Annotated in this window: 13 protein-coding genes and 1 riboswitch; of the genes, 9 read left to right on the top strand and 4 right to left on the bottom strand. The window is 63.4% G+C overall.

From position 1 onward, the window contains the following. Positions 1–138: 138 nt before the first annotated feature. Positions 139–1,026, bottom strand: a complete 888-nt coding sequence (locus SJI00_RS17595) for a polyprenyl synthetase family protein (protein WP_322462976.1) — start codon at positions 1,024–1,026, stop codon at positions 139–141. Beyond that, positions 1,023–1,265, bottom strand: coding sequence for an exodeoxyribonuclease VII small subunit (locus SJI00_RS17590; RefSeq protein ID WP_322462975.1), 243 nt, complete (start codon positions 1,263–1,265; stop codon positions 1,023–1,025). Before SJI00_RS17590 ends, SJI00_RS17595 begins: the two co-directional genes overlap by 4 nt. A gap of 244 nt (positions 1,266–1,509) precedes the next feature. Between SJI00_RS17590 and SJI00_RS17585 the strand changes: the two genes are divergently transcribed. Genes SJI00_RS17585 through SJI00_RS17575 form a run of 3 tightly spaced genes read left to right on the top strand, consistent with a single transcriptional unit; the run spans position 1,510 to position 5,354 of the window. Beyond that, positions 1,510–2,913, top strand: coding sequence for an MBOAT family O-acyltransferase (locus SJI00_RS17585; protein WP_322462974.1), 1,404 nt, complete (start codon positions 1,510–1,512; stop codon positions 2,911–2,913). Then, positions 2,900–4,159 carry an SGNH/GDSL hydrolase family protein gene (locus SJI00_RS17580; protein ID WP_322462973.1) on the top strand — a complete coding sequence of 420 codons (1,260 nt, stop codon included), beginning with the start codon at positions 2,900–2,902 and terminating at the stop codon, positions 4,157–4,159. Before SJI00_RS17585 ends, SJI00_RS17580 begins: the two co-directional genes overlap by 14 nt. Position 4,160: 1 nt before the next feature. Continuing rightward, positions 4,161–5,354 carry an SGNH/GDSL hydrolase family protein gene (locus tag SJI00_RS17575; RefSeq protein ID WP_322462972.1) on the top strand — a complete coding sequence of 398 codons (1,194 nt, stop codon included), beginning with the start codon at positions 4,161–4,163 and terminating at the stop codon, positions 5,352–5,354. Positions 5,355–5,391: 37 nt separating this feature from the next. Here SJI00_RS17575 and ribB read toward each other — a convergent pair whose 3' ends face one another. After that, positions 5,392–6,033 (bottom strand): 3,4-dihydroxy-2-butanone-4-phosphate synthase, encoded by a 642-nt coding sequence (gene ribB / locus SJI00_RS17570; RefSeq protein WP_322462971.1) that lies wholly within the window; start codon positions 6,031–6,033, stop codon positions 5,392–5,394. Positions 6,034–6,113: 80 nt separating this feature from the next. Continuing rightward, positions 6,114–6,255, bottom strand: a riboswitch (FMN riboswitch). Between the two features lie 326 nt (positions 6,256–6,581). On the opposite strand from ribB, the gene SJI00_RS17565 reads away from it, so the two are divergent. The 3 genes from SJI00_RS17565 (at position 6,582) to SJI00_RS17555 (ending at position 9,563) form a co-directional block, all read left to right on the top strand. Next, a complete protein-coding gene (locus SJI00_RS17565; protein WP_322462970.1) occupies positions 6,582–7,565 on the top strand; it encodes a DUF1852 domain-containing protein in 984 nt (327 codons plus the stop codon). A 27-nt stretch (positions 7,566–7,592) separates the two neighbouring features. Next, a complete protein-coding gene (locus tag SJI00_RS17560) occupies positions 7,593–8,621 on the top strand; it encodes a methionine synthase (protein WP_322462969.1) in 1,029 nt (342 codons plus the stop codon). A 498-nt stretch (positions 8,622–9,119) separates the two neighbouring features. Beyond that, entirely contained in the window at positions 9,120–9,563 is a 444-nt protein-coding gene (locus SJI00_RS17555; RefSeq protein ID WP_322462968.1) for a hypothetical protein, read from the top strand. A gap of 331 nt (positions 9,564–9,894) precedes the next feature. Here SJI00_RS17555 and SJI00_RS17550 read toward each other — a convergent pair whose 3' ends face one another. Beyond that, the gene (locus tag SJI00_RS17550; protein ID WP_322462967.1) at positions 9,895–10,893 is read right to left on the bottom strand and encodes a tetratricopeptide repeat protein; all 999 of its coding nucleotides are present in this window, start codon (positions 10,891–10,893) and stop codon (positions 9,895–9,897) included. 38 nt (positions 10,894–10,931) lie between these two features. Between SJI00_RS17550 and SJI00_RS17545 the strand changes: the two genes are divergently transcribed. The 3 genes from SJI00_RS17545 to SJI00_RS17535 all read left to right on the top strand — a co-directional run bounded on the left by SJI00_RS17545 (position 10,932) and on the right by SJI00_RS17535 (position 13,023). Then, positions 10,932–11,267, top strand: a complete 336-nt coding sequence (locus SJI00_RS17545) for a hypothetical protein (RefSeq protein ID WP_322462966.1) — start codon at positions 10,932–10,934, stop codon at positions 11,265–11,267. Positions 11,268–11,521: 254 nt separating this feature from the next. After that, positions 11,522–12,052 (top strand): sigma-70 family RNA polymerase sigma factor, encoded by a 531-nt coding sequence (locus SJI00_RS17540; protein ID WP_322462965.1) that lies wholly within the window; start codon positions 11,522–11,524, stop codon positions 12,050–12,052. Between the two features lie 2 nt (positions 12,053–12,054). Beyond that, positions 12,055–13,023 carry a FecR domain-containing protein gene (locus SJI00_RS17535; protein WP_322462964.1) on the top strand — a complete coding sequence of 323 codons (969 nt, stop codon included), beginning with the start codon at positions 12,055–12,057 and terminating at the stop codon, positions 13,021–13,023. The last annotated feature ends 32 nt before the right edge of the window (positions 13,024–13,055 follow it).

The following is a 13,055-nucleotide window of genomic DNA, read 5'->3' as shown; positions in this document are numbered from 1 at the left end:
AGGGTGCAGACACTGTGTGAAAAGCCCCGAGGCTGCGTTAAGCACAGTCCCAGGCATCCGCCTGTTTCGCCTCGCCTGCCCTGCGTTTCAGGGCATTCGAACCGAGCCCGGCACGGACCATCGTCAGCCTGGCAGCGATCAGTGACGCCGTTCGACGATATAGCGGGCCAGCGCACGCAGTGGCTCACCGCGCTCACCGAACCCTTCCACTGCGACCAGTGCCTGGTCGCGCAGTTCGATTGCAAACGCCTTGGCGGCGTCGAGGCCGAGCAGAGCAGGGTAGGTGGGTTTGTCGCGGGCGATGTCAGCGCCCTGGCGTTTTCCCAGCGTGGCGGTATCGCTTTCCACGTCGAGGATGTCGTCCTGCACCTGGAAGGCCAGGCCCACGGCGCGGGCGTAGGTTTGCAGCGCGCTCAGCTGCTCAGGCGCGGCCTGGCTGCTGGCCAAGGCGCCCAGGCGCACACTGGCTTCGATCAGCGCGCCGGTCTTGTGTCGGTGCATGAAGGCCAGCGCGTGCGCGTCGAGCTTGAGCCCGACCGAACCCAGGTCGATGGCCTGGCCGCCGACCATGCCGGCCGGGCCGGCGGCATGCGACAACGTCTGCACCATGCTCAGGCGAATGGCCTCGCTCTGCGGGCTCAGGCGCGGGTCGAGCAGGGCACCGAAGGCCAGGCTCTGCAAGCCGTCGCCGGCCAGGATAGCGCAGGCTTCGTCAAAGGCTTTGTGCGTGGTGGGCTGGCCGCGGCGCAGGTCGTCATCGTCCATGGCCGGCAGGTCGTCGTGCACCAGTGAGTACGCATGGATCAGTTCAACCGCGCACGCTGCGCCATTGGCCAGTTCGGCCGGCGCGCCGAGGGCTTCGCAGGCGGCATAGGCCAACAGCGGGCGCACCCGCTTGCCCCCGTTCATCACGCTGTAGCGCATGGCGGCGTAAAGGCGCTGGAGTTCGGGCGAAGGGGCAGTGAACAGCGGTTCCAGAGCTGCATCGACGCGCGCCTGGCTGGTGGCCTGGTAGGCCGCGATCATGCTTCGGGCTCCGGGTCGAACGGGCGCGCTTTCAGCTCGCCATCACGCTCCAGAAGCATCTGCACTTTCTGTTCGGCCTGGGCCAGGGCGTCCTGGCAGTCGCGAGTCAGGCTGATGCCCTTCTCGAAGGCCGCCAGCGAGTCTTCCAGCGACAGCTCTTCGTTCTCCAGGCGCTCGACCAGCGTTTGCAGGTCGGCTAGGGACTGTTCGAAATCGATGGAAGTTTTCTTACGGGCCATGGCGACATTCTCGAGGCTTTGTCTATAACGGCGGGACACTAGCAGAGCGCGGCAGGGCTAGCAAATGACGGGGCGTCATACTTTGTCGCACTTTCGCGCGCTGGACGGCCTGCTTTCCTATTGATTTTTCAGATTCGGCTTTGTTGTGAGCGTTTATAGCCTCTGCCATACTCCCGCGCGCTCTGGCCTGCACCTGAGCGCCCGGTGTTCCCTCCCTTCTCGATGTTACGTAACGGACTGCGTTGTGAGCTTCCTTTCGATCGAATTCGGCCTCTGTTTCATCCTCTTCTTCATGCTTTATTGGGCCCTGGGCGGCTGGCCCCGGCTGCAGAATACGCTGCTGCTGGTGACGAGCTACGCCTTGGTCGCCAGCTTTGGCCTGGCCTCGCTATACACCCTGGTGGGCTACAGCGCGCTGGTGTATCTGCTTGGGCGGCTGGCCGGTCGCTACCCGGGACGCTGGTTCAACCCCGTGTTGCTGCTGATCCTGGTGTTGGGGGCGTTCTACCTGTTCAAGTACCAGACGTTCTTCGCCGAAAGCGCGCAGGCCGTGTTCGCCGACCTGGGGCTGTCGATGTCGCTGCCAGTGCTGGAACTGTTGGTGCCGATCGGGCTGTCGTTCTATGCCTTTCATTCGGTCAGCTACCTGGTGTCGATCCATCGCCGTGAGCTGACGCCCGCCGCGCCGCTGGACCTGGCCTTGTACCTGGCGTTCTTTCCCAGCGTCATTGCCGGGCCGGTCAATCGCGCCAGGCACCTGCTCGGGCAGATTCGCCCGCCCCAGCGCCGCGAGGTGCTCGAACCGCAGCGGGCGCTGGGGCTGATCGCCCTGGCAATCGCCAAGCTGTTCTTTTTCAGTGCCTGGCTGGGCAGCCTGTGGGTCGATCCGGTGTTTGCCACACCCGGCAGCTTCAGCCCCGAGCAGATCCTGCTCAGCGTGTATGCCTACAGCTTCCTCATCTATTTCAACTTCAGCGGCTACACCAACTTGGTCACCGGCATCGCCTTGCTGCTCGGCTATCGCTTGCCCGACAACTTCAATGCGCCTTATGCCGCACACAACCTCAAGGAATTCTGGGAGCGGTGGCACATCAGCCTGTCGCGCTTCATTCGCGATTACGTGTACATCCCGCTCGGTGGCAATCGGCACGGTGCAGGGCGCGGCAATCTGAACCTGTTGCTGGCCATGCTGGTGTCCGGTTTATGGCACGGCGCGAGCCTCAACTTCATCGTCTGGGGGGGGCTGCATGGGCTGGGGTTGGTGCTGTACAAGCTGATCCGGCCACAGGCCTGGGGCTTTTCCAGGCTGCCCGGCGCAGGCGTGCTGGCGCGGCTGCTGACCTTCCACTACGTGGCCCTGGCGTGGATTTTCTTCCGTTGCGCCACGCTGGAAGATGCCTGGGACATGCTCACCGGGCTCACGCACCTCAGCGTGGCCGGTCTTGATTCCAGCACCGGCGCGCTGCTCTTGGCCTTCGTCCTGTTCGTGGCGACGTATCCACAGTGGCTGGCGATGCTGCGCCAGGGTTTTGCGGCCAGCCAGCGTCTACCGTGGCAGCTCTATCCGGTGCCACTGGGGGTGTTCATTTCGCTGGTGATCTTTGCTTCGCAATCGGGTGTGCCGGGGTTCATCTATGCCAGTTTCTGATCAACGCCCGGTCACGTTTGGCGCGGTCCGGACCTTGTACGCCATGCTGCTGGTCAGTGCCTTGCTGTTCTGGCTCAACCAGGATTCGATCACCCTGTACTGCCAGCAGAAGTACCACCAGAGCTGCGAGGTGCCGGGGCTCGGACAATCATCGCTATGGCGCGCCGGGGGCAGCCTCAGTGGGGCACTGGCCGATGGCCGCGACCATTTCGTCGCAAGCTTGGCGCAGCGCGTGCAGGGAGAGCAGGGAGTGCAGGGCCCGGTGCCGGTTGAGCTGCCGCCGACCATGCCGGTGGTGACGGTGGATGTCAGTGCGCCGCCGGCGTCGGCGCCATTGCCAGGTGCTGCCATGCCGATTACCGGACCGGCGCCTGAGCCGTCGCAGAGCCGCCAATGGCCGAGCGGGGCGTCAGTGCCAGGGCCGGCGGCCGCTGCGTCATCGGCCGTTGCATCAGGGCCGCTGCCGGCGGCTGCGCCATCCACCGCGGCACCTGCGCCCGTACTGGCCCCTGCCTCTTCAGCTAGCGCAGTCGCCGCCTTGCAGACCCCCCAGTCGCCGCCCCCGGCACCCGCTGCTACCCAGGCGCTGGCCACCCTCGCCGAGGGCGATGAGGTGTTTCTGGTGGGCGACTCACTGATGCAGGGCGTGGCCCCGCACCTGGCCAACAGCCTGCTGCGCCGGCACAAGATCCGCACCCTCAACCTCAGCCGGCAGAGTACTGGCCTGGCCTATCCAGGGTTCTTCAACTGGCCCAGGACGGTCACCGACACCCTCGCGCAAAACCCCCGAGTGCGCCTGATGATCGTGTTCCTCGGCCCCAACGATCCGTGGGACATGCCGCAGGGCAAGGGCAAGCCGTTCGTGTATTTCAAGTCACCGCAGTGGGAAATGATCTACCGCGAACGTATTGACGCCATTCTCGAACAGGCCCGCGCGCGGCATGTGCAGGTGATCTGGGTCGGGCCGCCGAACATGGGCACGCCGCGGCTGTCCACGGCCATGGCGTACTTGAGCGGTCTGTATCAGCAGCAGACCGCGCTGTATGGCCAGCACTTCGTTTCCGCCAACCCGTTTCTGGGCTATCGGGACGAGCAGTTCTCAGCGACCGTGCAGGGCCCTGACGGCAACCCCGTCAAGGTGCGCATCGACGATGGCATCCACTTCACTATCACGGGCCAGAAAATGATCGCCGCACAGCTGCTCGGCTTGATCGGCTTTTCTGGCCTGACCGTTACAGGACACTGACATGCGCCTATGGCATCCCCTCGCGGCTGCGGCCCTGATCCTCAGCGCCACCCCCGGCTGCAGCGCCGATGCCGGCAAGGCGGCGGCAACGCCACCGGCCAAGCCCGTGGCTGCCAAGCGAGCCGCGGCACCGCGCGACAACTTCGCCATCCTGGCCAGCAAGCTGCGCAATGCCAGCCGCGCGCCGGTGAGCATCGTGCAACTGGGCGATTCGCACACTGCCGCCGACCTCTTCAGCGGTGAACTGCGCACGCTGCTACAGGCGCGCTATGGCGACGGTGGCATTGGTCTGGTCCCGGCCAGCGCTGTGCCTGGCATTCGCAATGACCGGGTGATCATCGATAGCCCGCCGCGGCAGTGGCAGTTGGTCTCGGCGCGCAACCAGCAGAGTGATCAGTTCCCGCTGGGCGGTTACCTGTCGCTGCCGCAGGGCAACCAGGCCAGCGTGAGCCTGCGCGCGCGCCAGGATGACGCGCAGCGCTACCGGGTGTCGGCGCTGTATCGCGCCACCGGTAGCGCCAGCGTGTGGTTGGCCGGCGGGCAGCGGCGCAGCTTGCCCGCCACCCAGGGGCAATGGCGCGTCGGCCCGGCGCTGGGCAATCTCGCCTTGCCGTTGCAGATGAGTGTGCAGAAGCCGGAAGGGCTGAGCCTGGGCGGCTGGTACCTGCAAAGCCAGAAAAATGCGGGGGTGATCTATTCCACGCTGGGCATCAACGGCGCACGCCTGGAGGTGGTGGATAAATGGCAGCCGGGCTGGCAGGACAGCCTCAAAGCCTTGCGCCCTGACCTGCTGATCTTCGCCTACGGCACCAACGAAGCCTTCGACGACACCCTCGATCTGGCACTGTACGAAAGCCAGATGGACGCCACCCTGACCCGACTGCGCCATGACATGCCACAGGCCGCGATCCTGCTGGTCGGCCCGCCGGATTCGATCAAGCAGCGCCGCGCCAGCAGTTGCGCCGCACGCCAGCCACAACCGCTGGCGGCGGTGGTGCGCATCCAGCGCCAGTTGGCGCGCAAGCATCACGCACAGTTCTGGGACTGGCAGGGCTACATGGGCGGGCCCTGCTCGATCAGCCGTTGGCAGGCGCAAGGCCTGGCACGGCCAGATCTGGTGCACCTGACCGCCGATGGCTACCGGCAGAGCGCCAACGCGCTGTTCAGCTTCCTCAAAGGCCCGTTGGCAATGTAACCGGCCCGGCACGCCAAGGCGCGTGCCGGGCGCGGGCTCACACCGCCAGCGCGGCGTGCTGGCGCATGGCCTCGCGGTACTGTGCCAGCTCCTCGATGGTCAGCACGGGCAGTTGATACTGCTGGGCGTACACCCGCACCTGCTCGCCACGGGCCATGCTGCCGTCCGGGTTCATCAGTTCGCACAGCACCGCGGCCGGGCGCAGCCCGGCCAGGCGTGCCAGGTCGACCGAGCCCTCGGTGTGGCCGCGTCGGGTCAGTACCCCGCCGTTGCGCGCGCGCAACGGGAACACGTGGCCAGGGCTGACGATGCGGCGATCCTGGGGGGTCGAATCCAGTGCCGCTTGAATGGTGGTGATGCGGTCCTGGGCCGAAACCCCGGTGCTGACCCCTTCGGCCGCCTCGATGGTGACCGTGAAGCCTGTGCCATGCCGGGCCTGGTTATTGGCGACCATGGGTGCCAGCCCCAGTGCATCGACGGTGGCCTCCTCCAGGCACAGGCAGACGATGCCGCTGCAGTCGCGAATCATCATGGCCATGGTCTGCAGCGAAAGATTTTCGGCGGCGGCGATGATGTCCGCTTCGTCCTCGCGGTCGTCATCGTCGAGCAACAACACCGGACGGCCGGCCTGAAAGGCGGCGATGGCCGCAGAAACGGTGGGGAATTGCGGGGTGAACATGGAAACGCTCCTCGTAACAGATCGATGAACGTCTCGGGGCGAACAAAATGCGCGTGCAGGCGCCCACAGCGGCACCTGAAATACGCCTTCTTTCATCCGGACTATGACCGTCGGCTCTGGAGTCTCACCAGATCTGCTGACCTCCGACAGGGTCGGAGCGCTCGCGGGCTCATCTTTCGATTTACCGCCGGTGGGGAGTTGCACCCCGCCCTGAAGACCGGCCCAGCATACAGGGAAGCGCTACCGGTCTGGCAAGTGGCCACGGGTACGACCTTGGCCGGGGTGCCCATACCCGCTTGAGCAATCCCTGCCTCCACGCGTATGAAAACATCCCACGCCTCATAGGGCATTTCCACCTGCAACGGGGCAGAGACCCTCCCCCCTGCATGAATTTCACTAAAGATGCTTTGAAAAAGCCTCACTGGCTTGCGCGAGAACCGCTCCCTACACTGGCCAGCAACCACGGCAGTGCAAAAAACATCCGCATGCTTGAAAGAGACACGGCGTTGCACTGAAACCATCTCAAGGGATTAGGGTGTCAGACCAACATGGCCAACGACCTTTCATTCGCCATCAAGCGCATACGCTTCGATGAGCACTACCAGCCCGCCGACAACACGCGCATCACGACCAACTTCGCCAACCTGGCGCGGGGTGACAGCCGCCAGGAAAATCTGCGCAACACCCTGCAGATGATCGATAACCGCTTCAATGCACTGGCCCACTGGGATAACCCCAATGGCGACCGCTACCGTGTCGAACTTGAAATTATTTCAGTCGAGATGAGTGTTGCCGGCCACTGTGCAGACAGCGCGCTGCCATTGATCGAGATCCTCAAGACTACCGTTGTCGATCACCACACGGCCGAGCGCTTCGATGGCATCGTCGGCAACAACTTCTCCTCGTATGTACGCGATTACGACTTCAGCGTGCGCCTGCTCGGGCACAACAAGGACCGCAGCACCTTTAGTGCGCCCGAAGATTTCGGCGACCTGCACGGCACGTTGTTCAAGCGCTTCGTCAACTCAGCGACCTACAAGGCCTGTTTCGGCAAACCGCCGGTCATCTGCCTGAGTGTATCGAGCAGCAGGACCTATCAGCGCACCGAGAACCAGCATCCGGTGCTGGGCCATGAGTACCGGCAGGACGCGTACTCATTGACCGACGAGTACTTTCGCAAGATGGGCTTGAGCGTTCGGTATTTCATGCCGCCAAACAGTGTCGCGCCGTTGGCGTTCTATTTCTCCGGGGATCTGCTGGCTGATTACACGCACCTGGAGCTGATCAGCACCGTCAGCACCATGGACACATTCCAGAAGATCTACCGCCCCGAGATCTACAACGCCAACTCGGCTGCGGGCAAGTCGTACCAGCCCAGTTTGCAGCACCAGGATTATTCACTGACGCGCATTGTTTACGACCGTGAAGAGCGCAGCCGCCTGGCCATCGAGCAAGGTCGGTTTGCCGAAGAGTACTTCATCAAACCCTACGGCGCTTTGCTGGCGCAGTGGTCTGCTCAGTCCGCGTGCTGATCCGCTATTCAAACAAGGCGTTCAACCATGAGTAAATTGCTTCCCACCTCCACCGCCGGCAGCTTGCCAAAACCTGCTTGGCTGGCCGAGCCCGAGACCCTCTGGTCACCGTGGAAACTGCAGGCCGAGGGCCTGATCGAAGGCAAGCAGGATGCCCTGCGCCTGGCCCTGCACGAACAGCAACAGGCCGGTATCGACATCGTCAGTGACGGTGAGCAGACCCGTCAGCACTTCGTCACGACCTTCATCGAGCACCTGGACGGCGTGGACTTCGAAAAGCGCGAAACCGTGCGCATTCGCGACCGTTACGACGCCAGTGTGCCGAGCGTGGTGGGTGCTGTTGCGCGCCGCCGGCCCGTGTTCGTCGAGGACGCCAAGTTCCTCCGTCAGCAAACCGATCAGCCAATCAAATGGGCCTTGCCCGGGCCGATGACCATGATCGATACGCTCTACGACAACCACTACAAGAGCCGCGAAAAACTCGCCTGGGAATTCGCCAAGATCCTCAACCAGGAAGCGCGCGAACTGCAAGCCGCGGGCGTGGACATCATTCAATTCGATGAGCCGGCGTTCAATGTGTTCTTCGACGACGTGAACGAGTGGGGCGTTGCGGCACTGGAACGGGCTGTCGAAGGGCTCACGTGCGAAACCGCCGTGCACATTTGCTACGGCTACGGCATCAAGGCCAATACCGATTGGAAAAAGACCTTGGGCTCGCAGTGGCGCCAATACGAACAGGCGTTCCCGAAGTTGCAGCAGTCCAGCATCGATATCATTTCGCTGGAGTGCCATAACTCCCATGTGCCCATGGAGTTGGTCGAACTGATTCGCGGCAAGAAAGTCATGGTCGGCGCGATCGATGTGGCCAACCACACTATCGAAACCCCCGAGCAAGTGGCCGATACGCTGCGCAAGGCGCTGCAGTTCGTCGATGCTGACAAGTTGTACCCGTGCACCAACTGCGGCATGGCGCCGTTGCCGCGCCACGTGGCAAACGGCAAGTTGCAGGCGCTGAGCGCAGGTGCCGACATCGTTCGCCGCGAGCTGTCCCGCTAAGCAGGGGGTGGCTGCCGCCTGCAACAAACGGCAGTGGCTCCAACCCTGCGGCGAGTCGGGTCACGTCGTGCATTCATCGTTCAGGTCCGAGCATGTCTGTTGCCCGCGTCGCCATTGAACGCGCGCACTGTGGTGAGGGGCTCGGCTGTTACGCTCATCATGTGGAGCTCAATAGCGAACGTCACGCCGAGCACCAGGCGGGCGATCACACCTCAGCGTGCTGGATGGGCTGAAGGCCATGCACGTACAACACGGCCCAACGCGCAGCCGTTGCGGTCGTTCAAGGGGCAGTATTGCAGCCTCGCCGTCGCACCCTACGCTTGATCGATCCCAAGGTTTCAGGCCCGCAGGCCCGCAATAAACTGCCAAGTCGTTCACACCTGCAGCCATCGCGTTGTGATTGCGGGCCAGTTTCTTGTCGAGCGCGGTCAAGGCACTTGGCACGTCGGCGCTGAATTCGTCTAATGCAGGTCGTCTGAATTTCGAGGATTGAACAACATGCTGACATATCGCAAATGGGCCGCCGCCCTGGTCGCCTCACTGGCCCTGCTGAGCAGCCTTGCCCACGCCGAAGATCGCCCGCCGGTGGCCGACAAGGTGGTGGCCTATGCCGGTGAGCAGGGCGTCAAGGTATGGACCTTGCGCATCGGCGAGCGCAGCGCCAACGAGGCACTGGTGCAGATCGAAGGCGTCGATCACGACTGGAACATGCGCATTCAGAAAATGCAGGTCGAGAAAACCGCCAAGTACACCCGCTACTACACCACTGTCGATGGCCAGAAGTATGCAGCCTTGGTGATTCAGGGCTCGGACAGCTGGGCCGCCAGCGAGCTGTACCTGCCGGGTGAGCCCAACGCGCTGAAGATCGGCTATTCGCAGGGCTTGTCGGAGCAGGGCAATGCGCAGGCGTTCCTGACCGACTACCTGAACGAGAAAAAGTGACGGTCCAACGCACGCCAGGGCGTGAGTGCCCATTTGCCAGGCGCCGTTGCGCGTCATCCTGAACAACCTCCCTGCGCCCCCGGGTGTGCGGGGGTTGTGCAGGTTGGAGTACCCACGCATTCGGTAGGCCTGGCGAGCACCGGCTCAACGAAAGCATCGCTGGCACCGCCCTCGTGCCGCGCCCGTGTGATGCCCTTGTGGCTGGATGTGCACCATGCCGTGTCTGGGCAATTGGGAAACATCCCGAGTGGTATCGATGATGTCCAGCGGGCACATGGGCGCGCCTCGTACGGCGGCTTGTGGGGTTTTTATCTGATACGTCCACAGCCGCTTATTGCGCTCTTGGAACCATGACCAATGGCGATACCACCTCGAGTGTTTTCTGGTCACCGGTGAATGGCCCGAACTCGCCCATGGTGACCATTGCCGCAGCCTTCAGCAGTGCCGCGTCCAGATTGGCGTCTCCGGTTTTTTGCTTGAGCCGGGCTTGAGGTGTGCCATTGGCCGAGGTGAAGGTGAACATCACCTTTGCGCTGATGGCCGTGCTGCCTTCGGTAGAAGCCTTCATGGCCGCGCGCACATGGGCAACGTTGAGGCGCTCTCTGACCTGCGTCACCAGCCCTCGCACCCAGATCTGCTGATACCGCTCTCGCTGTTGTGCGTTGAGTGATTGGCCCTGCGCACGCAGCCGGCCCATTGCATTCCAGGCGTCGTCCTGGAAGTGGCGCATGGTGTCGGTATACAGCTCCATGGCGCCGGGTAGGTCCTGTGCACCTCCCCGACCGTGTTCCAGCAAGCCGGCGAGCCTTAGCGCACCTGCTGCGCCAGACAGGCCATAAAGCGTGCGCGCTTTGGCGTAATCGACCGGCTCCCCCTCGCCCTGTTCCGCCATGTGCCCCAGCACAGCGTGGATGGCGGGGTCGACCAACGCCAACTTGGCAAACAGCGCGCGTGCCCTGGCAAGGTCCTGATCGACGCCGTAGGCGTCACCGCCGCGATACATCATGGCCAGGGCTGCCATGCACGCAGGATTGCCATCCCCGGCCCGTGCTTTCACAGAGTCGAAGGTCTCGGGATCGATCGGTGGATTGGCGGTCTGCAACACGCACTGCACGCTGGCGATCCGGTCTTGATTCGCAGCCGCCGGGGCTTCACCTGCGCGCTGGCTGAGGGTCTTGCATCCGGTGGCTACAACGATCATCAACATGAGCAACAGCGGCGTGTGCATAGCGTACGTGTACCCTGATAAGTGAGCTGAACCGCACGCGGTGCGATTCGAGCCAGCAGCGCGGTGGCCGTTGTAGAAGGGCCGTTGAATCGCACCGCGCACGGCCTGAAGAGGTCGAGCACCTTAAGAGGAAACATTGAATGGGCACAGCTTATATTCGTTACTTTCTTGCCACTTTCTTTGCAGAACGTTCCGGTCTGTCAGACGCTGACGCGATCCAGGCGTATCTGCAGGCATTGACTGCCAGTGGCCGAAAAGAAGAGTTACATTGCGACCTGATCGACGCCTTCGATGATGAGCACACGTGTTGGCAAGGCCTGTTCTGGAACGACGCCTACAAGGTCAAGCAGTTTCCCGATCAAGCGCAGGCCCGAGCCTATGCGAGGGAGGTGCTATGGGAACCCTTGTTCTGGCCCGAGCCCTCGGCGGTTGCGCCAAGGCGTTCCACAGACGTTAAACACGATCTGCCACCCTGAGCTCGCTGTCGCATGGCCATGGCGCGACCCTGGACGGTGGGCCCACGTGGCTGCGCGAGTCGTCAGCGCCTTCAGCGCAAGCCGATGGCCAATAGTGGGGCCGCAAGACGATGTATCGCGATGGGGCATTGCGCTGGGTGGTGGCGCAATGGCCGGAACGGGCAACGGGACGATGACGTACGTTGTTATAAACAGCCAGCACGACTAATATCGCGAACACTTCTCATTAGCTGCTGTGCCGCGTCGGGTCTTCCATGTCATCCCCTCATGCCCTCGATCATTCTGTACACCGTCTGTACCTGCAGCATTCTCCATGGCTGCTGAGGTTCCTCGGTCGAAGGCTCGGCAACCGCATGGATGCGCCCGATCTGCTGCACGACACGTTCATGCGGGTGCTGGGCCGACCGTGTCTGTCCACGGATGAAGCCGGTGAGCGGTCGTTTCTTGCAGCCATTGCGAGCGGCTTGTGCATCGACCGCTGGCGTCGTCAGGAGGTGGAAAGAGCGTACCTCGCCGTGCTCGCCAATCAGCCAATCGCGGTGCAGCCTTCACCGGAGCACAGCGCCCTGGTGCTGGAAACCCTGGTAGAGGTCGATGCGATGTTGGCCAGCTTGCCGATGAAGGTCCGCGAGGCGTTTATCCTGGCTCAGCTCGACGGCATGCCTTACCACCAGATCAGTGAGCGTCTGGGCGTGAGCGAACGCATGGTGAAAAAGTACATGGCCCAGGCGTTCGTACATTGTGCCGTGCTGGGCGCTGAGCTCGACGGCGTGCTGGTGGAGTGACGATGGAACCGGTCAGCCGAATCCGCCATGCCACCCTGCAGCAGGCGGCCCAGTGGTACCTCACCTTGCAAGAGCGCGATTGCCCTGAAGCGGTGCATGAGCAATGGCGGCATTGGCTGGCGCAGCACAGCGAGCATCAGGCCGCCTGGCACTACGTGGCGGGTGTCGGCGAGCGCTTCGCGCCTTTGCGTGAGCAGGCGGCGCACACCGGCCAGGTGCTCAGGCAGGAACGCGCGCGAGGCCTGACACGGCGGCAGACTGCCAAGGCGCTGGCGCTGCTGGGCGTGGGGTCGTTGCTGGGCGCCGCTGGCTGGAGGGTATCGACCCAGGCAGGGTGGACGGCGGACCTTGCCACGGGTGTGGGCGACCGGCGCCAGATCCGGCTTGACGATGGCAGCCAGCTCTGGCTGGGACCGCGTACGGCTGTCGATACACGGTTCGATCCTCAGGCCCGCTGGCTCGGCCTGCGTTTTGGAGAGGTTCTTCTGCAGGCTTCGGCCCGCGATGTTCGACCCCTGCGGATCAGCACAGACTGCGGGGAGATGGAGATAGGCTCCGGCGTAGCTCGCCTGAGTGTCCGTCAGCAGGAAGGCCATACACGGTTGAACGTCTACCAGGGCCAAGTCAGCGTTTCGACGGCGCGTGATCGGCTGCGCCGGGACGTTGCAGCCGGCCAGGGTATTGCCTTTACCGCCAGCCGATTCGATCCGCTCACCGCCGCTCAAGCATCGGGCGAATCCTGGACATGGGGCGTGCTGGCGGCCGACGCCATGCCACTGTCCGAGCTGGTCGACACGCTCGGTCGCTACCGCCACGGGCACCTCGGCTACGCCCCGGCGATTGCCGACCTTAGGGTCATGGGGACGTTTCCTCTGGACGACACTGAGCAGGCCTTGCGCCTGCTCGAAGCCGCCTTGCCCGTGCGCGTACGGCGCCTGACGGATTGGTGGGTCAGCATCGAGCCTGCGTGAACGATCAATAATTTGCCGCTGAGGTTCCCTTT

It is taken from the genome of Pseudomonas gebzensis (assembly GCF_034427815.1).
GTDB lineage: Bacteria > Pseudomonadota > Gammaproteobacteria > Pseudomonadales > Pseudomonadaceae > Aquipseudomonas.
The sequence above is the reverse complement of the archived record's forward strand: the minus strand, read 5'-3'. Positions and strand labels throughout refer to the sequence as shown.

Coding starts and splice junctions, on each gene's coding strand:
- SJI00_RS17595 (WP_322462976.1), bottom strand. CDS start 1,026: ATGATCGCGGCCTACCAGGCCACCAGCCAGGCGCGCGTCGATGCAGCT.
- SJI00_RS17590 (WP_322462975.1), bottom strand. CDS start 1,265: ATGGCCCGTAAGAAAACTTCCATCGATTTCGAACAGTCCCTAGCCGAC.
- SJI00_RS17580 (WP_322462973.1), top strand. CDS start 2,900: ATGCCAGTTTCTGATCAACGCCCGGTCACGTTTGGCGCGGTCCGGACC.
- SJI00_RS17575 (WP_322462972.1), top strand. CDS start 4,161: ATGCGCCTATGGCATCCCCTCGCGGCTGCGGCCCTGATCCTCAGCGCC.
- ribB (WP_322462971.1), bottom strand. CDS start 6,033: ATGTTCACCCCGCAATTCCCCACCGTTTCTGCGGCCATCGCCGCCTTT.
- SJI00_RS17565 (WP_322462970.1), top strand. CDS start 6,582: ATGGCCAACGACCTTTCATTCGCCATCAAGCGCATACGCTTCGATGAG.
- SJI00_RS17560 (WP_322462969.1), top strand. CDS start 7,593: ATGAGTAAATTGCTTCCCACCTCCACCGCCGGCAGCTTGCCAAAACCT.
- SJI00_RS17555 (WP_322462968.1), top strand. CDS start 9,120: ATGCTGACATATCGCAAATGGGCCGCCGCCCTGGTCGCCTCACTGGCC.
- SJI00_RS17545 (WP_322462966.1), top strand. CDS start 10,932: ATGGGCACAGCTTATATTCGTTACTTTCTTGCCACTTTCTTTGCAGAA.
- SJI00_RS17540 (WP_322462965.1), top strand. CDS start 11,522: ATGTCATCCCCTCATGCCCTCGATCATTCTGTACACCGTCTGTACCTG.
- SJI00_RS17535 (WP_322462964.1), top strand. CDS start 12,055: ATGGAACCGGTCAGCCGAATCCGCCATGCCACCCTGCAGCAGGCGGCC.